The following is a 20,051-nucleotide window of genomic DNA, read 5'->3' on the forward strand; positions in this document are numbered from 1 at the left end:
CACCTCCCCGTGATTTGTAGTATACCGAGTTCCCTACAAGAAGAATTATAAAGAAAAAATAGGCTCAGGGAAACCATGTTCATTACGTTTTGTGCCTGAGCGAAGCGAAAGGAATGGATATAAATATGAAAAGAAAGCAAAAGCGCCAGATCGGGATCTCTGTTATCCTGATTTTGTGCATGGTGATAGCAGGCCTTGTCCTGGCAAAAAGGAACTGGGGGACAGATCCGGGCAGAACGGAACCAGGATACCCAGGAGAAAGAGAAAGCAGCTTGCCGGAAGAACCCGGAGGCTATAGCAGGACAGAGGTTAAGAAAACCCTGGTCATGGCGGTGGAGGCGCCGTTAGATGCTCCCTACGGGAAGCTTGCCATGGCATATAAAGAGAACGTGGAGGAGATGTCAGGAGGGAGTCTTTCCATTGACATCTATGAGAACGGGCTGCTGGGGCGCAGCGCGGAGCTTATCAGCTCCATCGGCGATGGATCCAACGCGGTGGATATCATGCTGGCGCCGGTCCGTGACCTGGCGGATGCCGGATGCCCGGATACGGGGAAACTCCTGGAACCATACTCTTTTGACGGACATGCCGGATTCCTGAAATGGGCTTCGTCCAGGGAGGCTGAAACCCTTTTGGAGGAACCAGAGAAGACCGGGCTGGGAGCCAGGGGGCTTTTCTTTGCGGAAGACGGGTTCAGCCACCTGTTCTTAAAGGAGAACAGAATGAGCGTCAGGGGTAAGCGGGTCGCCGGGGAGGCGAATGATGAGAGTGCAGAGTATGTTGACCGGATTGGGGGAATCTATGATTACCTTCCCTCGGTAGATATCAGAGACGCGCTCCTGTCAGGAACTCTGGACGGCGTGGAGCGGGACTGCCGCTTCTACCAGGAGAACGCCCTTTGGGAAGCGGCCCCGTATATTGTGGCGGATTCCCATCTGGTTTCCCCCTGCGAGGCGCTGATTAAGCTGGGTTCGGTGGAAAAACTGTCTGCGGAGGAACTGGACATTTTAAAAGAAGCCGGAAAAACGGCCGTGGAAGCGTTTACGGAGAAATTAAGGCAGGAAGAAAAAGACATGCTGGACGAATTCACAGGGCATGGGGCAGAGGTTGTAAAGCTTAAGCCGTAAGGCGCTGGACAGTAAAGGAGGCTGTCCAGCTCTAAAACAACAAATGAATTGTTTTCAAAAAGTCCCGGAAACGGGGCTTTTTTGTGCGGATAAACATTTCCAGTCACAGATATGCCAAAACGCCTGTCAGTACACAAAATGCACAGCAAAATAAGCTATCCGCCAGGGCATACTGAAAAGCCGCCGGCATGGCGCATACTTCAAGGCAGGAAAGGAGAGAAAAGAAGCCGTGATTGAGAAGACAAAAAACAGAAATTTTTTCAGGGCGGCCGGCGTGGCGCTTGCCGTGGTGATGTGCCCGTGCATTATTGTGTTCGGTCTGGGGATGGCTCAGGCAGATCAGGGGCAGACAGGGACAGACGTGGCCGCTTATGCACCTGTGGAGGCAGCGTACATGGAAGACGCCGGTTCCGGGGAACAGAGCGGTACGGGTACGGCTGCAGACGGGAAGGAAAAAACAGGAGAGGGGATATGGTCAGAAAGAGAGACTGTCACGCAGCCGGAATCGGAAAATCCAAGGGAGCGGGCGGAGCTGATGGCCAGGATCAAGCATCTGGCGGATTACAGCAAGGAGGACAGCGGAAACCCGGACTACAGGGAGAAAGGGTACATCTACACGGAAGAGATGTATTACAAGCTTACCGGGGCCACGGAGCTTCCGGATGACTGGACAGACCGGATGGGATCGCTCATGAGGGGGCTCATAAAGGAGGAAGACCGTTTTGTCGAAACGCCCCAGACGGACGATGGAGAAATGCAGGAGCAGTGGCAGCCAGATGAGGGCATTGATACCACCGTATACCAGGCAATGTCCTGCACCGGGGAAGTAATGCCCGGAGCCCTCGGCGCTGTCCAGGCGGCACAGCGGCGGCTGGGATACCCGTATTCCCAGGCAAGACGTGACTCTGGGATCGCCTATGACTGCTCGTCCTTAGTATACTGGTCCTATCTGGAAGCAGGCGTCAATATCGACCCGGTAGGGGGGCATACGGCGGCCGACATCGCCCATTATCTGGAAAGCACAGGAAGGGACATATCTGGCAGCGACTTAAGACCTGGCGACCTGATCTTTTATTCTTATAAGCGGAATGGGCGATATAAGAACATCTCCCATGTCGCGATGGTGGCCGGGGACGGGATGATCGTCCACGCCTCGTCATCCAGGAAGATGGTCGTCATGAGTGGGCTGACACTGGAACGGGCGGTAGCGGTGGCAAGGCCGGTTATGGAAGGAAACACTGAGGATCTGGCAGCGCCTAATGCGGAGAAAGAAACGGAGGAGGAGCTTTCCCAGGAAGTAAGGCCGGCTGATTACGGCCCGGGAACGCAGGAATCCCAGGATGCGGGGGAATCCGCCACAGAGGAAACGGGCGGCGTGGAATATCAGGAGAGCGTCCCGGAAAGCATGGCCAACCTTGCATAAATAACGGGTGCTGAATCTAACAATATTTACGCAAGGCTGTACTGGTACAGCATTTCGCAGATACTCAAACACTAAGTACCCGCTATTTGCGCCATAGCTGCGCCCGCTTCAGTTGACGATGCCGCCGCATCATCGACGGAAGCCGCCTTGCACACAAATATCAGGCGCTTAGTATACGGGTATTTACGAAACGTTGTACCGGGGCGATTCCAACACTGTATCCGGTGGTATAGCATGGGCCCGTAGGCTGTGTAATCCGTAGCCAGAGGCAAATACTCGATTTTCATGCGTTTCCTAAAGATAAAGTTGCAAAAATATAAGCTGCACATAACAGTTTTATGAGGCATGCAGGAGACTGTCAATATGACGGTCTTTTTTGCATACTGATGTTCCATAAACAGCGCGACAGAATGAATTTCAGGCTTTTTTGCCAAACGTCCATGGTCATACTTAAGAAAAGCGCCAGGATATTACCGGCGCGGAAGGTCTATGAGACGAGCAAGGATGGAATACGGATGTCATGGGCCAAGGCAAAGATAAAGCTGAGGTTCCCTTCCAGGGCAGAAAAACCTCCCCCCTGCGCCATAATTTTTACAGACACCGATTGAGAGGAGGTGAACCCAATACCATGGAAAAACAAAACCTTTACTATATCTACGATTCTGTGTGGGCCGGGATGTACGCGGATTTCAAACCGTTTTACGAGGAGACTGACCCAAGGATGGATCCGGAGGATATCCTGGAGATCTGCCGGTACGCGTTCCGGTACTATCTCAGGTGGAATGCCGATGCGGTACGCCTGCGCCTGACGGAAGATGTCCTGAAACAGATGAAGCTTTATAGCCTCGTAAGGCTTTATCCCTTTCCGGAGGAAGTGGGCGAGTCAATGCGGATTCCATATCTGGTTGGAATGCTCTACCCGCAATTCTACCGTTTCAACAAGGAACAGGCGGCGGAAGAGATTTACGCAGGCCTGGTGGAGCGGAAGCTGGAAAAGCTGCCCAAGGGATTCTTTGCGAATACAGAAGAAGGACGGGAGCGGGCAAAAATCTGTTTCCGCTATATGGCCAACAATTATAAGATTTTCGCCAGCCGTGAGGACACTTTTCGCTTCTTCAGCACGGTGGACGGGCGTAAGTACCTGGCACAGTGCAGGCTGAAATACGTATCCAGGTTCTTTGGGACAGATATTGACTTTGTGTACGAGTCCTTCAGCGACCTTGGGATGACAGCGAAAGAACACGAGGAATGCGTGCGCTGTCGGGAAAAATACAAGTCGAAGATCTATATGGAAAAATATATAAGAAAAATCAAGAAGAACAGACGTGAGGAAAGGAAGGCGGCACAATGCCCGGAATAATGCCATTGCTTTTGGAGGAACACCCGGATCTGTACCGGAAATTTTTCCCGGATTCCATAAGCGACGCGTGACAGGAAGCATGCAGTTATCATCATTCCGAAAGAATTAAAAAAGGAGGAGCATTATGACAGAATTAAGTACCGGAAGGAATGCGGCCAAGATTGGTTCCCAGGTAGCCGCAGCCATTTTTGACAGCCTGGACAAAATTGACGCCAACCTTTTCGCGTATACGAGTGTGGAAGGGAAGGAGGATGTTATCGATCTTGCTACCGGGGAGGAGGGGAGGCTTGACCCTGAAAAGGCTTCCCGCTCCCTCATGATCTGCGAGGTAGACCCGCAGCTTCTGCCAGGCATGAAGTCGGAGTTCGTGAAATCCCGGATCCCGTTTGCCTGGCAGGACTACGTTGAGCCGGCTAGGGAGGGGGAGGAGTTCGCGAAAATGCACTCATACCTGGTTTTCCCAAAAAGCGAGGAACGCGCCGCGAATGCGGCCATTGAGGATTACATGCGGATCCGCCCAGAGCGCGGCCAGCAGGAGCCCCAGGCCCTGCTGGAGTGGATCAAAGCAAACGAGGGCGGCTCTGTCCGGGCAGCCGGGCTGGAGATTGACAGGGAGCTGTATGGCTATATCAGCCGGGCCGGGCTGATCAGTGTGCCATGGGCAGAAATGGGCGAGAATGAGTTGGACAATACCATGAAGCTGCGTGTTCCCCTGGAGATGGGGAACGGGGTAATGGAGACTGTCAAAATGGCAGAAACACTGTATACCGGGGATTTCCGACGCATGGAGCAGGAACGGGAAGGGAAGCTTTCAGAAACCATGGGGAAGCTGTTAGCCGGGTCGAAGAACGATATGCTAAGCAGCGTCATCATAAACACAGAATCTCCGTCCCGGTACATCCGTCTGGACCGCGAGGGGTTTAAATATTATATTGACACAGCGGACGGCCCGAACCTGATCGCCAGGAATGACCGGAATGACCGCAGCTATGAGCAGGAGCTTTACAATACTCTCCGTTCTTTCGGGGGATTTCAGGAGATCACGGGAAATGACAGGGAATTGGAGGAAAGCCTCCGGAAAATCCAGGGCGAGGGCCAGAGAATGTTTGGCATCTCCGTGGAGGAACGGGTGCATGAATTAAAGAAGGGATATATCGAAGACTTCATGCGCGCCTGCGAGATCGTCGGGATTACCTACCAGCTCGCCTCCTCCATGGAGCAGCAGCGTCAGCAGGCAGACCACGGCCGCATGAAGGACGATGTGATCAAAATGGGGAGCCGCCTGGACGATTTGGGGGCCATGGGGCTGGGGAACGGCGCTACCGCAGGCGACCTGCGCGGGGATATGGCGCAGATTAAGGGGATGATCCTGTCTTCCTTCGCTGCGGAAACATCCAAGGATATGTCCGACCTGTATGACGGGCCGGGATGGGAGGAGTTCCTGTCAAGGAAGCTCTGCCTGGACACTCATTGCGATGCTTATAAAACAGAAGCGCTGGAACAGTTTAAGGAAATGGCCTCTGCGCTGGAAAAAGAGCCCACCGAGGTGCAGGAAGCGTTCCGGGAGGAATTTTCAAAGACAATCCATGAAGTCTTTGAGATCAGTTACCATTACCAGACAGAGCCTGTGGCCGTGCAGGAAATAGATCTCGGGGAGGAGATCATCACGCGTGGGCGCGAAACCGAGCTTTCGCTTACCAGGTAAGTATACAGGCAGGAGAGAAAAAGAAGGGGACATTGCCCCATACTGGCAGGCCGGGAAAACCGGCCTGCTTTTTCGGGCATTTTTTTCCTGATGCGACATACTAATACAGACCACGCAGAAAGCAGCCATTTTTCAGACTGCATGCCGCGCATGGGGGAATGGCTGGATACCGTGTCCCGCATGTGCGGACGGCCGCGGAAAGGAGGTGTGGACGTGCCGGAAAAGAAAACATCCAGGGCACGGGAGGGAAATATATTGGGGGAAACTATCCGGGATATGCTCCAGATCCTTAAGACCGTGCTTTTTGTCACTGCCGCGATGATGCTGCTGAACGGATTCATGATAGCGAATGCGGTCATCCCGACGTCTTCCATGTCGCCGGCTATTAAGCCCGGAGATCGGGTGATCGGATTAAGGTTCCTGCGGGATTATAAACGCGGTGATATTGTCGTGTTTGATGACCCGGAAGTGGAAGGACGTTACCTGATCAAGAGGATCATCGGTATGCCGGGAGACCAGATATCGTTCATTACAGAAGAGGACGGCGCCTGCAGCGTGTCCGTCAACGGGGTGAAGCTGGAAGAGCCTTACCTGCCGGAGACGATGCTGTTTGATCCGGAGTTTGGTAAACTGTCACTTAAGATTCCGGAGGATTCCTATTTCTGCCTGGGCGATAACCGGAACAATTCCAGGGACGCCAGGTACTGGGAACGGAAACTTATTACCAGGGATGAGATTGTGGCGAAAGCGGTCCTGCGCTACTGGCCGGCTCCCCGGGCCAGGCTGTTTGTGAGGCCTGATTATATGGAAAACAGGCCGGGTATGTCTTAAGGATCTCATGGTCCGCGCATATTTGTAAGAAAGGAGAGAAAATATGGCATCCAATTATATTGACAAGGACCGGGAGCGCCAGAAGCACATCCTGTTCTCTGTTTCCGCCATAGCGGCCATACTGGTAATTGTCTACATCTGCGCCAAGGCCGCCTACATGGCGGAGAGCAGCCGGAGCGAGAACGTGACCATAAACCATATCCTGGAGGCTCTGCTGGTAATGGCCACGGAGCCGTTCCCGGTCAGCTTCAACCCAATATATTTCAGGCAGGTGTTCGGGCCGGTTGTTCTGGTAGTGGCATTCGCAGTGTTTGGCGTGTATGACGCGCAGGCGCGGGATAAGCACAAGACAGCATTTTCCCAGTACGGGACGGCGAAATTCATGTCAACCAAAATGCTTGCGCAGTTCAACAGGGAATTTAATGAGCCATTCGGATCCACGGACTCCAGTTCCCAGGCGAACATCATCCTGACCCGGAACACAAGGGTGTCGATGAACTGTAAGAAACTGGGTAACAACAATGTGCTGACCATCGGCGGCCCCGGCACCGGAAAATCATGGGCTGTGGTGCGTCCCAATCTTTTACAGGAATACGGGTCTTACGTAATCACAGATCCTTCCGGAGAGCTTCTGTCAACCACCGGGAAATTTTTTGAGGAAAGGAATTATCGTCTACGGGTGTTCAACCTGGTAGACATGGCGCATTCCAATACCTATAATCCGTTTAGGTATATTGAGCGGGAGGAGGACGTCATGACCCTTATCAACTGCCTTATCAACTGTACGTCCGAAGGGCAGAAATCCTCCGATCCTTTCTGGGAGAAGTCCGAAACGGCCCTTCTGGAAGCGCTCATTTTCTACCTGATCCGCTACCGGCCACTGGAGGAGCAGAACTTCTCCATGGTGTCCCACATGCTCGCCACGGCAAGATCCGATAAACAGGGCAATTCCAAGTTAGATCAAACCTTTGACGCAGTCAGGAGGATTGATCCGGATGACATCTGCGTGCGCCAGTACGACATCTTCAAACAGGCTTCCGACAAGACTGCCCAGTCCATCCTGATCTCTGCAGCTGTGCGGCTGTCAGCTTTCAATATCGATGCTGTGCAGAACCTGACGAACCGGGATCAGATGGAGCTTGCGACCATCGGGGACATGCCTACCGTCACCTTCATTATTGTCCCACAGGGCGATAATACGTATTCCTTCCTGGTTAATATGATGTACAGCCAGATGTTCTCTACACTGTATGAGCATGCGTCCAAAACCGGCAGGATCCCGCTTGAGTATCAGGTAAGGTTCATACTCGACGAGTTTGCGAACATCGGCGTCATCCCGAACTTCCAGCAGAAGCTGACTACCATGCGTAAATACGGGCTGTCCTGCATGATCTTTATTCAGGCCATCGGGCAGATCAAGACCCTGTATAAAGATGACTGGGAGACGATCAAGGGCACCTGCTCCATGATCCTGTACCTGGGCGGAAACGAGACGTCCACCCATGAGGAGATCGTAAAGATGGCGGGAAAGGAAACCATGAGAGTCAGGGATTCCTCAACTTCCCGGAACGGGAAAGGCAGCGGATCGGACAGCAAGTCCTACAAATATGCGGCCCGCGACCTGATCACGATTGATGAGGTGCGCCGCCTGAAAAACATGCACACCTTATGCTTCGTGTCCGGACAGCAGCCGATCTATGAGATGCGCTACCCGACCGAGAAGCACCCGAACGCAAAGTACCTGGGTAATTTAAAAACCGGAGAAAACATCTATACCTTCACCTATTGTAACGCAAGGGCAAGCAGTGCAAAAAGGCTGGAGCGGAACCGGAAGCTGTATAACGCTAAGCTGAAAGAGAGGCAGAAGAGCAGGAACCCGGACGCCAGGCCTGTGTCAGCGCCAGCCCCACTGGACGGGAGGGCGATGGCCAAAGTCGCCGCTGATATGAAACAGAAGCAGGAACTTTTAAACCATGTCCCGGTGACCGGAATCCATGAGGACGACATGAAACAGGCGGGCATGGTAGCCGGAACCGTGGTGAAGGGGAAACGCTCCGAGACTTCGTACACGATGCCCGGACAAACCGCTGTCCTTCGTCCATTAAGGAGCGCTTCCTCTTCCTCGCCAGGCAGGGGAGTCACATCCATGAGCCAGGAAGTAAAGAATCAGGCGCTGGCTGACATGATAGCCAGTATCACCCAAGGGAAAGCCTGATACGGCCTGAAAAACATCAAAAAAATGTTATCCGCAAAAACCCGCCCCTAAAACACGAGCCAATGTGTATATGCAGGCTTACGCCGCATGCGGGAACAGAATAATTTTCCTGTAGGACAGAAAAAATATCCTGATTTTGCGAGAGTACATTAAATAGCAGAGGAGGAAAATTTATGGTTCCAAAACAAAAAAAACACCGCGCGAAATGCGTCTTAGTAGGAGCCGCCGTACTGCTCATAGCTGTTCCCAGGCCAGTCCCTGCTTTTGCTGCCGCAGCGCAGGAAGCACAGGAAAGCATAGCGGGGCAGGAAGATGCAGGGCCGGCGGAGGAGATGAAACTTAAGATTATGGCTGACACGAGCGGGGTCGGCAGCGGGGATCGGAAGTTTAAGACCACAATTACTTTTGAATCCTATAATGATTCTGACACCGGGTTCAACAGCCTGACAGAATCCATCATGGTGGGGGATACGAAGTTTGTCTTAAGCAGCATTGACGGGCTGAAAATGACCGATTCCCGCACGCCAGCCCGGCGAACCATGGAATTTACAACGGATACGTTCGTGAAAGGAAAGGAAAATGAGTTCCTGCCAGAAGAATCTGTCAAAAAGGACGGGGTATCCTGGACGCTCACGGACAAGGAGCTTATTGACAGTGAGATCCCGGATCGGGTGAAGGATGCCGTAGCTTCTAAAAGATATGTCGGGGTAGAGAAGGGAGTACCGATCCCTGACACGATGGAGTATACCTATACTGACGGGGACACCGGGGAGTCTGTAAGCGAGATGCTCCCACTGACAGGCCAGTCTGAAAGCGCCTGGTACTGGACGCCGTTCGAGTTCCCGATCACAGTATCCGGTTACGGGGCGGAGTTCCTGGACTTAAACGGCACGGAGGTTTCCGCAAACGCGCGTCTGACTGACTATTCCGGTGAGTTCCTGGACATGTTGGGCTTAAGCAGGGACTATTACCGGATCGATTCTGTGGAATGGGACGGCGAACCTTACGAGAGGGGCGGCGAGACGTGCAGGAATGCGGTTGGGACAGGCGAGAAGTATGTCACTGACATTGATGCGGTATACTCCGGGACGGTTACCCTGCCACACCGGGATGGCGCTGCGTGGCAATGCCTGTATATGGAGGAACTGGACGATTCCCGCAGGGCAGTCTATACCTACACGGCAGAAGCGGTTTATGTGTCCACTGCGGGACAGACTCCGTTTGGGCGGATCCTCGGCGTGATATCCGCCTTCTACCAGAGCGTCATTGAGGCGGTTATGGAGCACCCGTTCCTTGCGGCAACACAGCTTGTAGCACTTGCGGCTCTCATTACCTTCCTGGTGTCCCGGAGAAAAAAGAAGTGCCTATATGACAGTTCCCGCAAATGTGCCTATAATAGGGACTGCGCCAATTGCCCGTATTACACAACGCTGTCCAGGGACGGAGAGCTGTAAACACAAACCGGACATAAAAAGCGGATACCTGACTGTTCAAGGTATCCGCTTCATCCACAATTCGTACTCGATCAGACTTTCAAATTCTCTATACCCTCTTTCGTGAGGCCAGTATATCTCGCGGTTTTTTCTACAGGCTCACCATCCGCTGCCATATTTCGGGTAATTTCAATATTTCTCTCTGTTTTATCCCTATCCCTCTCCGTTGCCTTTTTCATTCCGCTGTTGTAATCAATCTGTGCCATTTCATGTATGTTATATAACAGGAGCACTTCTTTATCGTTGGAAAGAAATGTCATCTTTTATCTGTTTTCATGTTTCCGGTACATTTGTTTCGTTCAAAAGCTCTGATTTATACTCAATAGAAGAACACATTGGAAGGCCCTTCCAGTTTCCGTGTCTGTTTATTTGTAAGTTGGCCCTGAAAGCTTTGCTGTCTTTTTATAAAAGGCGAGTACTTCCTCCAGATGGCGGCGCCAGAACGAGGACAGTACCCTGACATAGGCTCCAGGCAGAAAACCGTCGAATCGGGCCTTGGCGCGTCTCCATACTATAAACGAACAGACATAAGGCAAGGCTGGAATTTCAGCCAGGAGAAGGGAGAAAAATGGAGACGAAAAAAATTGATTTGACTGCAAAGGCATGCGCGAAAGAGCCGGGGCAGACAAGCTTCCGTTCCTTAGTATCTATGGAATGGAAGCCTGCGCTTGGACATACTTCCCGGAAATATCAGATGGGGAGCTGCAACCTGGACACAGTGACGCGAGAGTCGGCCAGAACATGGACGCGCTGCATGAATGCAGGCTGACCGGGCCGGAGGATAACCGTCTATTGCAAGGGGGGTCCAGAGCGTCCATGGAGCCGAGCTTACCAGACGCACTTTGTCCGGTGGAGAAATACCCTGGAAGAACGCATGGGCATCCTTTCTGCATCCCCTGACGGAAATAATTTCGATTCCTGCAGCATCCGGTACGCATCGGAAACGTTAAGGAAACGGGCGGAAAGGCACAAGTTCAGATGTGTGATCCTGGACGGCATCTATGCCTGCGAGACAGGAAAATTCCAGGAGATGTACGGGAAAGACTATTTCATCCATACCGCCTGTCCTGACGATTTGGCAGATCAGGCGGCATGCCTGATTAAAACACTCGTTAAGGGCTGTTAAACAAGAAAAAAGGTGAAAATCTATGAAAAATATCAGAATACTGGAAGACGGCAACCGACTGATCGTGGTTTTGGAGGGCTATGAGAAAAGCGCGGTGAGCGCCCTGATGGAAATGCTGGGGACTGTGGTTGCGCCCCCCAGTCACATCAGGCCGCACACTGGGGAAGGACAGTTTCGGCCGGAAGGCACGGAAAAAGAAGGCCCCCTTCCGAAGCAGGGGGCGGAAATCCCGATTAAGCCCCCGGTTTTTATGGAACAGATGCAGGCCGGCATAACCGCAGACACGAAGACGCGGCAGAAACCAGCCGAGTTCATGAACTCTTTTGAACTGAGGGCATGTATCCGGAAAGCGGACGGAGAAAAACTTTCCGCGGTCCTGAAAAAGAAGGGAAGGTTCCCCAACGCGATGCACCTCCTGAACTCAGATGACAAGACCATCCGGGAATACGTAAAGGAACTTCTGCTGACGGCCTGACATTTGGGACAGACAGAAGCTGTGTGGGGATTTAAACCGTATGGGTATCCCGCTTAAAGGGCCGGACGTCAACATCTCCAGACAGGAACAATTTTTTAGCATTTTCCATCAACCCTGCGCCATTTTTTTATCCAGCGCGGGGTTTTTTGCGTACAAAAATGCCCGGACGCCCGCCATACTTCCAGTGAATAAAAAATAAGAAATAGAGGAAAAACTCGGAAGGGGAAGACATGGAAATTAAGACAGCAAAAGGCGCTAGGGAACTTAAGGAGGTAACTGTAAACAAAACTGTTTATGTATCACACCAGGAGTTAAAGGGACTGGCGAGGGAAGACGGTATTATGTTTGATTTCCCCCATATCATCGCGGGCGCCTGCGTCTGCGTAATGTGCGTGGTGTCAAATGAGCAGGGATTACGCTGCTATGGCGCCGGCCAGGCAAAGGAAATGGGGCATGCGGCGGATCTGGCTTTTGACAATGCCGTGATCGATCTGTACAAAATTCGCGCCAGAAGCTCCGTGGAAGCAGAAATCGTGAAAGCTGAAAAAGCAAAGCCGGAGCAGGGGTGTAAGGCTGCAGAGGAAGCGATTTCCCAAAAAGCCGGTGCAGAGGCTGCGGCTGCCAGGAAGGCCGCAGAGGAAGCGGCTGCCAGGAAGGCTGCAGAGGTTGCCGCTGCTAAGAAAGGCGCAGAGGAAGCGATTGCCCAAAAGGCCGCTGCTGAAGCTGCCGCCGCGAAGAAACCGGAAGAGGGAGCTGTACAGGGTATTGGTTACTGGTATGAGCATGAGCCCGACTGGGCAAGATGCCACAGCCTGACACCGGAAGACCGGGATGATATAGTAATCAACTACGGCCCGTTTAAACCAACAATGGCTCCCAGTGAGTTAAAGCCGGGGCCCAGGCATTTGAGCCAGGTATTAAAATACCGTCCCGACTTTGTTGAGAAGCTGGTTGGTATCCAGCCGCCGGCATACATGCAGCGGCTCCCACAGATCCTTATGTACTGTGAGCGCCACGGCATCGGCCTGCATGCGACAAGCGGCAAGGCGCATGATATCATGGCCCAATATGGTGTCAGGGAACTGTAAGGAAAACAGGAAGAGAGGAGACGATGTATTTTTCACCTGCCATTTTAACTACATTTGTGGATTTCCTGCACTTGGATGAAGACATTATCGTGTATGACTGTGAGACTACCGGCCTGACCCCTGTGAAAACAGGGGCGGAGCCGGAATGCCACATTATCCAGATATCTGCGATCCGCATGGCTCACAACTATATGGACGGGTTCTGCGTCCTGGACGAAAGGGAATGGTACATCAGGCCTGTGGAGACGATACCTGACAAGATTGTGGAACTGACGGGGATCACGGACGAGTTCCTGGCGGATAAACCGGCAGAAGCGGAAATATTCGGAGAAATCCGTGATTTCTTCAAGGATACTGCTGTTGTCGGGTATAACAACCGGAGATTCGACGATTTGTTTATGGACGAGATGTACAAGCGGTATGGGGAACGGTTCCGGCCGTACCTGTCCCTTGATATGTATCCGGTTTCCCAGACGCTGGTCAGCCCCAGGGATGTGAAAAATTATAAGCTTGCAACGATCGCAGCGCATTTTGGCCTGGACGGCGTTATGTCCCACAGCACTTGCGGTGATGTGGAGGCGGCCATGTTACTGATGGAACGGTATGCGCAAACCCTCATGGAGCGGGAAGAAAAGACCGGGAGTATGTTCCCGGATTACAATGCGGGAGTCAAGATGCGGGTAACCGGGATATCACGGTATGAGCGGGGCAAGCTGCGCCGGATCTACGTAAACACCGCCGATCCCAAAGTTTCCTTCTATATGGAGACCTGTAATCTTGGATGGGCCTGCAAGGATAAAAATATGAGCACCGACCGGTTCAACATGCCTGACATGATTTCTCAGGCGCTCCGGATTGCGAAAGTCAGTTCTGAAAGAGAGCTGGCGCAATACAAATAACCTACCGGGAAAACAGCAGTCCCGCGCATCCGCGCGGGGCTTTTTATACGCGCAAATTCAGGATTCCCGAAACACCTTTATGAGTCCGAAAGAAAAAAGTGACTTTCAATGATTTTTCTGATACAAAAAAAATTTGTGCGGTATCCATACTTCAAGTGATCAGACATAAGGAACAGAAGGAGGAAAAGGAATGGGAAGCAAAAAAGTAAGTTCGCCGAATGTGCGCCGCTGCTCTCGGCAATCTACGCCAAGTCGTCAGTCGCTGCAGACGAAAAGAAAAAGGTTCTTGGGTCACTGAAGTACGACCCGGACAGGAAACAGGCCAGGGCCATCCGGGCAGGAAAGCTTCTGGAACGGTCGGATTCCCTGGACGTCAGGGAGCTGTATGAAAAGATAAAGGAGTGAAAAACGAAGATGTACTCTCGGAATCTCGCCGCGCCGGCGGAAAATCAGCCGCAAAGGCAGGTATGGACAGACTCCTGAAGTACATAAAGCAGGAAGGGAGAAGAGCATGTTATCAAAAGCAATCAGAAACGAAACCGATTTAGACGAAGCCATGAAGTATCTGCTTCTGGATGATTTTTCCGCGTACGGGGATGAGGCATCCATGTTCGCGAAGATCCAGAAGATGATTTCAGACAATACATACTCCTTCGTCACGCCGATGCGCTACGTTAAGGTGCTGAGCGTGCTGCCGGAAGAAAACCAGCCGCAGGACGGAAGGATCGCTGTGTACGCGATTGGAGCGGATGGTGTCAGCAGTACATTTTTGGATATCAACCGGTGCAGGGGTAACTGTACATGGGTTGACGCCGGAGAGGAGGACAAAGGCGGCGCGCAGGATAAGCGGGATATGGGTGACATACTGAAGGTTGCGCTTAACAGACTGCTGGTGAAGACAATACCGGGAAGCAGCTTTTATCCTGTGATAAACGGGCAGAGGGCAGACAACCAGGAAGTAGTTCAGGAGCTGAAAAGAACAAGGCTTATGTTCCAGATAGACAGCAAAGTCTACATCATCAGCCAGCTCGCGCTCGCCACACTGGGGCAGAGGATTGAGCTTAAGGGGAAGGCAATTCAGGAACCGGCCCTGGAACGGGACATCTTCATAGCCAGACGCATGCAGTCGGATAAAAATGTCCAGTTCATCATCAAGGCGGCAAATGGACTTGGAAAAGTTTTTATGGCCGCCAGCGGAACCTACAAACCTCTGTCTATGACAGCGATTGAACGTATCTATCACATTTTCAAGGAGGAAAGCGGGATTGGGGAGATGAAATGTGAAGGCTGGGAGATAGATCACAGCGTATCCCGGATCCGTTTTGTTTTCTGTAACTATGAAAAGACCCAGGACATGGCATACCTGTATGGGCTTTCAGAAGAGGAAGCGGCCGTGCCGGGCGTGGAAATCATATCCTCGGATATCGGGGACTACGCTTTTACAATCCGCGGGTTCTGGAAACTGAAACGCGGGTATCTTTACGCCGACGAAGTGTCCAAGAAGCATTCCGGCGACATCGACGAAGCAAAGATCGTGGATGAAGTCAAACATACAATTTTTGAGCGGTACACCCTGCTTCCCGACAGGTTCATGGAACTTTTGGAGACCGACATCACGCCTCCCTGCGTGCAGGAAGCGGCAGTGGCGTTAAGGGATGCGCAGCAGGCTGTCATTGATGCAAAGACTGCGTGCAAAGAGACACCGGACAGCGCAGTCACCTGCGCCGTGGAAACCCTGGCACAGGTGGAGAAGCACGCAAGCCGGCAGTTTAAGGCTCACATGAAGCTTCTGCAGGAGATTGTGAAAAAAGTTATGAAGGAGATCACGACATCTTCCCTCCAGTACAAAAAGGACTGGACGGAGCGTGTGACAGCGGATCTGAATCCGGCCGCTCCCTACACTGCTTATGATGTCATGACGCTTATCCTGGACACGCAGATCATTGCCAGGAGCGATGAAACGGCAGAGAAAATGAGAAAAACCATGACGAGGCTTCCATACCTGGAATATGGCAAATATCGGGATGCTATTATCGAAAAGTTCGCGCTTTTTGGGACGCGGAAAGAACTGGAAAATAAAAGGGCAGAAAAAGAAGAGTAAAAAACAGCGGCGGAAACAAAAGCAGGAGGAAAATGACATGAAGATCTCCAAGATCAGGATCATGAACTGGAAAAAAAGGAACTTTGAATTCAGTCCGGAGAAGCTGAATTACTGTTTCCATCAGAACGGGTATGGAAAAACATCCATACTGGACGCATTGCGGTACGGTCTTACAGGAAATTTGTCAGGATATGAGGCAGACGGAAGCGCGGTGGAGGTCGTGGAGGGTTCCAGAGGGCTTGATATATATCGGGCCCGCAGCGGGACATCGACTGTATGCAAAACCGGCGGGCCGCAAGGGAAGAAGGTGACGGAAAAAGTGCTGAACAAGGTATTATCTGATGTCAGCGGAATTTCTGTCGAGAACCTTAAACTGCTGTCATCCGGGGACATTTTCTCTCATATGAAACCCGACGATTTCCTGGCTCTGCTTCTGGAATTCATTCCAGAGCAGTTGACTTATGAGACGGTCATCTCCTACATCGACGGCTTCACGGACGAGATGGATGACATGCTGGGACTCTACTTGCCGTGTGGAGAGCCGTTTGGCATCCAGGTGGTTGATGACTGCGCCGATGCTCTGGCTGAGGCCAGAAGGGGGATGAAAGCGAACTTGAGCCAGAATAAACAGGTACTGGCCACGCTGATACCAGGAGAGACCAGGCGCACGTTGGATGAGATTGAATCTGAGTTAATCGACATCCAGGTAGCGGAACGCATGGCTGAGAAAGCAGAAAAGAAGCAGAAGGATTATGAAATACTGGAAGCCAGACATAAAAAGCAGAAAAAGCAGATTGATGACCGGAAAGCGTGGCTGGAGGCAAACGAGGCTGAGAAGCCGGATCCTGCAGTCCTGGCAGCACGGAAAAAAGAACGCGCTGAAAAGGATGACACGAAAAAGAAACTGGTCATGAACCAGGCAACAGCGGCAGCGGCAGTGTCAAACCTGGAGCGCAGCCTCAAATACCTGGACTTAAACACCTGCGTTATCTCCAAAAAGCTTGTCTGTACGACAGACAAATCCGGCGCAAGGATCGAAGTTGTGCAGGCGCTGGAACAAAACAAAAAACTCCTGGAGAACTACGCTGGGGAAATCAAAGCCTGTGAGTCCCGCAGTGCGGAGATCGACAAAGAAATCGAAGGTTACTATGCGGCGGAAAAAAAGTACAACATACGTCAGAGAGTCGTAAATGAGCTGAAAACGCTGGGAGAGTCCCTTGTTATGGCGCCGGAAAAGCCGGCAGCCGGGCAGAAGAGGGGACTCGCGGACCGCAAAAAGGAGCTCATGGAGGAAAAGGAGATGGTAACATCTGGCATCTATCGGCGGAAGCTGGAAGCCATGAACCAGAGCCTGGAAAACGATATCGCGGTATACACTGCCCTGATTGACGCGTTCGCGGATAAAGGGCCTGTCAAAACCGGGATCATCAATTACTATGTCCATGAATTTGAGCAGGCCTGCAACGCACATTTCGCGCAGGCAGAAGGGTTTGAGATCAGCTTTGTGCCGGAAAACGGGGTCAGGGTATACGCAAAGACTCCCGAAAACCAGACACCGGTGTACTACACCGGGCTTTCAAGTGGGGAAAAGATCATGGTCTCCTTCCTCATACTGGATATGTTAAACCAATTGACTGGGATGCGGATAGCGTTCATTGATAACCTGGAGCAGCTTGACAGAAGGTCAATGGAATACGCCCATGATATCCTGACATCGGACACATTCCTGGATTCTTATGACCATGTCTTTGTATGCGGGGTGGACAACCAGGACGTTATGGAAGTGTTTAGTATGGACAGCGCTAAATTCCTGTAAAACCTTATTCTGTCCGGAAAACCGTCTCTTCATGAGGCGGTTTCGGAGGCCGAGAAAAATATGGTCTTTGCCGCCCGGCTCACCCAGAGGGGCCATCAGATCGCCACAATGGACGATCTGATGGCCCTTTATGAAAAATCGTTCAGTGAGGATTCTGTGGCGGCCATCAGCGCTCTTCCCCGCCCGCCGGTCCAGAAATTTGCGGTGATTACCGTCGCCGTTGCAGGGGCAAGCCAGGTTCCTTTCGCAGATCACCAGGCGCCAGAACGAAGTGAAATTTATGAGCGCGTCTTTATAGTACAGCAATTATGCAGGGCAGGCGGATTTTGCCATACCCTATGAAATACTGGCTGCGCCTGCCTCTGTCCGGGGGCTCTGCCTGGAAAGCTGTCACGAGGGCATGGATTGCTATGAGCAGCTATGTAATAATGCCGGCGTCGGCCATGACGCGGCGCATGAAGATCAAACTGATCGACTTTGGCGTGCCGGAGGATCGCCGCCCTTTCCGTCCGCATGGGAACGATGTCGGCGCAGATGTCTACATACCCTATGACTGCACGTTACAGCCGGGCAGGATCGCAAAGGTTCCTCTTGGGTTAGGGATAGAAGTGCCGGGCGGATACGCGGGCTATGTATTCCCGCGCGCCAGCATGGCGGAAAAAGGGCTGGTCTGTGAGCTGCCGCCAGTGGATTCCGGCTACCGAGAGGAGATTCATGCGATCATCAGCAATATAAGCAGCCAGACCCAGGAGCTTTCCAAAGGCTCCCGCGTGGGTCAGCTCGTAATCCCCCGGTTGTCAGCGGATTTTGTTTCGGAGTTGGGTAAGCAGCGCGGCACAGATGGATTTTGAAGTACAGGAAAATAAAAAAGTGACATTCAGGGAGTGATTCTTGGTTTATCGCCGGTAGTGGGATTGGGCATATCAGGAGGATTGCGGGATAAAATAAAAGAAAGGCAGCAAAAAGCGGTACGCTGTCATGGCGTACCGCCCCGCTACTTAAAACTGCCTAATATGTCGTGATGCCCTACGTCCACCAGGATAATCATTTTGTCGCCTTCGTAATACCAGATAATGCGGATGTCCATGTTGACGCTGCACTCGAAAAGATCCATGGCGCCCTGGATGCGTTTGGTCCGTAGCGACGGATGGGAAGGATTTTCAGCCAGAAGTTCCAGTTTATTTTTAAGCTGCTTCTTCTCCTGTGCGGTCAGGCCCTTAAAATGCTTTTGGAAACGGGGCGTAAAGGTAAATTCATACGCCATTATTCTGTTTCCAATTTGTCAAACAGGGCGTCCACGCTGTCAAAGACCGGCTGTTCCCCGGATGCGAGCTTTGCTTTTACATCGCTGATTTCTTCTTTGAGTTCGCTCAAATATTTCTTCGGGTAGACGACTACCGGCATGATGCAGATGGAACCGTCTTTCTCGAAAATGTCCAGCTTATCACCTTCTGACAGGCCGAGCTTGACAATAATTTCTCTTGGTATCGTGACCTGGGCTTTTGGGCGTAATTCTGCCAGCATAGAATCATCTCCTTTTTGGGTTTGAAAGTAGGAAGTTCTTACTTTCCTACTTATAGTATATCCACTTTGGGGGATTTATGCAAGGAGGTATGAAAAAATCTACAGAATAGTAAAAGCGGCCAACACCGTGGCCGCCTTAACGCTTGCTGTTCAGTCCTTTCATAATGCTCAGGATATGACCTATTGACTGAGAATCCAGTTTTTTTGCCTCTGCAATAAATTCCTTCAAGGCTTGCGGGTCCGGGTTCCCTTCGTCAAAAAATTCCTGGGACGTCACGCCCAGATATTCACAGATATAAAGGAAGGACTGCATGGAGGGAAGGGACTTTTTATTTTCAATGTTGTTAATGTAGTTATTTGCCTGTCCCAATGACAATGGCATATCGCGTGCAGATACGCCTTTCTGTGTCCGCAGCTTTGCCAGCCGTTCCGGAACGAAATCTTCATACATCGCCTCTACCTCCTGTTCTGTAATAAATTGTACCTTACGCACTTCCCTTATTCGCAAAATAAAAAAGGGTGTTTGCGTTGAAACACTAAAATAAATCTATTATAATTTAATAAGTGAAGAATATTAGCTATCGGATAGAGGAAAAGAAGATGAAAGGAAAGACATGTTGTGTCACCGGGCACAGGGATTTACGTAAGCGTCAAATAAGATAGTGGATAGAAAAATAACCGCCAACCCTCTATAATAAAAGGGCAGTGGTCATCGGCGCCGTTCCTGTACCATGGGATCCCATGGCAGATAGTCATCCAGATATTCCGGATTTTCAAGAAATGTACTCCCTGGCATATCTGACAGGATATATTTGATGTATTTCATTGCATCCAGGCCATTGGCTTTCGCTGTTTCGACCAGGGTATA

At 51.5% G+C, this 20,051-nt stretch carries 21 protein-coding genes; 16 read left to right on the forward strand and 5 right to left on the reverse strand.

Going from position 1 to position 20,051, the window contains the following annotated elements; genetic code table 11:
* The first annotated feature begins 125 nt into the window (after window positions 1–125).
* The 7 genes from NFS31_RS23600 (at window position 126) to NFS31_RS23630 (ending at window position 10,115) form a co-directional block, all read left to right on the forward strand.
* Window positions 126–1,127, forward strand: coding sequence for a TRAP transporter substrate-binding protein (locus NFS31_RS23600; protein WP_251500685.1), 1,002 nt, complete (start codon window positions 126–128; stop codon window positions 1,125–1,127).
* 229 nt (window positions 1,128–1,356) lie between these two features.
* On the forward strand, window positions 1,357–2,550 hold the full coding sequence (locus NFS31_RS23605) for a C40 family peptidase (RefSeq protein ID WP_251500690.1): 1,194 nt from the start codon (window positions 1,357–1,359) through the stop codon (window positions 2,548–2,550).
* Window positions 2,551–3,178: 628 nt separating this feature from the next.
* Window positions 3,179–3,910, forward strand: a complete 732-nt coding sequence (locus NFS31_RS23610) for a DUF4046 domain-containing protein (RefSeq protein ID WP_251500694.1) — start codon at window positions 3,179–3,181, stop codon at window positions 3,908–3,910.
* A 124-nt stretch (window positions 3,911–4,034) separates the two neighbouring features.
* Entirely contained in the window at window positions 4,035–5,615 is a 1,581-nt protein-coding gene (locus NFS31_RS23615; RefSeq protein WP_251500698.1) for a hypothetical protein, read from the forward strand.
* A gap of 213 nt (window positions 5,616–5,828) precedes the next feature.
* Complete coding sequence (gene lepB, locus NFS31_RS23620) at window positions 5,829–6,446, forward strand: signal peptidase I (protein WP_251500702.1); 618 nt, start codon at window positions 5,829–5,831, stop codon at window positions 6,444–6,446.
* A 43-nt stretch (window positions 6,447–6,489) separates the two neighbouring features.
* Entirely contained in the window at window positions 6,490–8,661 is a 2,172-nt protein-coding gene (locus NFS31_RS23625; protein ID WP_251500704.1) for a VirD4-like conjugal transfer protein, CD1115 family, read from the forward strand.
* A 173-nt stretch (window positions 8,662–8,834) separates the two neighbouring features.
* Complete coding sequence (locus NFS31_RS23630) at window positions 8,835–10,115, forward strand: hypothetical protein (RefSeq protein ID WP_251500707.1); 1,281 nt, start codon at window positions 8,835–8,837, stop codon at window positions 10,113–10,115.
* A gap of 71 nt (window positions 10,116–10,186) precedes the next feature.
* Here the strand turns inward: NFS31_RS23630 and NFS31_RS23635 are convergent, their stop codons facing one another.
* Complete coding sequence (locus NFS31_RS23635) at window positions 10,187–10,414, reverse strand: hypothetical protein (protein ID WP_251500709.1); 228 nt, start codon at window positions 10,412–10,414, stop codon at window positions 10,187–10,189.
* Window positions 10,415–10,722: 308 nt separating this feature from the next.
* Here NFS31_RS23635 and NFS31_RS23640 point away from each other — a divergent pair, with 308 nt between their 5' ends.
* The 9 genes from NFS31_RS23640 (at window position 10,723) to NFS31_RS23680 (ending at window position 18,510) form a co-directional block, all read left to right on the forward strand.
* Window positions 10,723–10,923, forward strand: a complete 201-nt coding sequence (locus NFS31_RS23640) for a hypothetical protein (RefSeq protein WP_251500712.1) — start codon at window positions 10,723–10,725, stop codon at window positions 10,921–10,923.
* Between the two features lie 105 nt (window positions 10,924–11,028).
* On the forward strand, window positions 11,029–11,280 hold the full coding sequence (locus NFS31_RS23645; RefSeq protein WP_251500714.1) for a vWA domain-containing protein: 252 nt from the start codon (window positions 11,029–11,031) through the stop codon (window positions 11,278–11,280).
* Between the two features lie 22 nt (window positions 11,281–11,302).
* Window positions 11,303–11,755 (forward strand): hypothetical protein, encoded by a 453-nt coding sequence (locus NFS31_RS23650; protein WP_251500716.1) that lies wholly within the window; start codon window positions 11,303–11,305, stop codon window positions 11,753–11,755.
* A 230-nt stretch (window positions 11,756–11,985) separates the two neighbouring features.
* Window positions 11,986–12,843 carry a hypothetical protein gene (locus NFS31_RS23655; protein WP_251500719.1) on the forward strand — a complete coding sequence of 286 codons (858 nt, stop codon included), beginning with the start codon at window positions 11,986–11,988 and terminating at the stop codon, window positions 12,841–12,843.
* 23 nt (window positions 12,844–12,866) lie between these two features.
* Window positions 12,867–13,742, forward strand: a complete 876-nt coding sequence (locus NFS31_RS23660) for a 3'-5' exonuclease (protein ID WP_251500721.1) — start codon at window positions 12,867–12,869, stop codon at window positions 13,740–13,742.
* Window positions 13,743–14,253: 511 nt separating this feature from the next.
* Window positions 14,254–15,843 carry a hypothetical protein gene (locus NFS31_RS23665; RefSeq protein WP_251500723.1) on the forward strand — a complete coding sequence of 530 codons (1,590 nt, stop codon included), beginning with the start codon at window positions 14,254–14,256 and terminating at the stop codon, window positions 15,841–15,843.
* 37 nt (window positions 15,844–15,880) lie between these two features.
* A complete protein-coding gene (locus NFS31_RS23670; RefSeq protein WP_251500725.1) occupies window positions 15,881–17,659 on the forward strand; it encodes an AAA family ATPase in 1,779 nt (592 codons plus the stop codon).
* 60 nt (window positions 17,660–17,719) lie between these two features.
* Entirely contained in the window at window positions 17,720–18,001 is a 282-nt protein-coding gene (locus tag NFS31_RS23675; RefSeq protein ID WP_331482844.1) for a hypothetical protein, read from the forward strand.
* Window positions 17,986–18,510 (forward strand): dCTP deaminase domain-containing protein, encoded by a 525-nt coding sequence (locus tag NFS31_RS23680; RefSeq protein ID WP_331482845.1) that lies wholly within the window; start codon window positions 17,986–17,988, stop codon window positions 18,508–18,510. Before NFS31_RS23675 ends, NFS31_RS23680 begins: the two co-directional genes overlap by 16 nt.
* Before the next feature lie 143 nt (window positions 18,511–18,653).
* Here NFS31_RS23680 and NFS31_RS23685 read toward each other — a convergent pair whose 3' ends face one another.
* From NFS31_RS23685 to NFS31_RS23700, 4 genes are all read right to left on the reverse strand, one after another.
* Window positions 18,654–18,923, reverse strand: a complete 270-nt coding sequence (locus NFS31_RS23685) for a type II toxin-antitoxin system RelE/ParE family toxin (RefSeq protein ID WP_251500730.1) — start codon at window positions 18,921–18,923, stop codon at window positions 18,654–18,656.
* A complete protein-coding gene (locus NFS31_RS23690) occupies window positions 18,923–19,183 on the reverse strand; it encodes an AbrB/MazE/SpoVT family DNA-binding domain-containing protein (protein ID WP_251500732.1) in 261 nt (86 codons plus the stop codon). The genes NFS31_RS23685 and NFS31_RS23690 overlap by 1 nt, the downstream gene beginning before the upstream one ends.
* A gap of 136 nt (window positions 19,184–19,319) precedes the next feature.
* Window positions 19,320–19,634 (reverse strand): helix-turn-helix domain-containing protein, encoded by a 315-nt coding sequence (locus tag NFS31_RS23695; RefSeq protein ID WP_251500735.1) that lies wholly within the window; start codon window positions 19,632–19,634, stop codon window positions 19,320–19,322.
* 258 nt (window positions 19,635–19,892) lie between these two features.
* The coding region (locus NFS31_RS23700) for a transposase domain-containing protein (protein ID WP_251500738.1) at window positions 19,893–20,051 on the reverse strand (159 nt) is incomplete at its 5' end.

Source organism: Otoolea muris (genome assembly GCF_943193115.1).
GTDB classification, from domain to species: domain Bacteria; phylum Bacillota; class Clostridia; order Lachnospirales; family Lachnospiraceae; genus Otoolea; species Otoolea muris.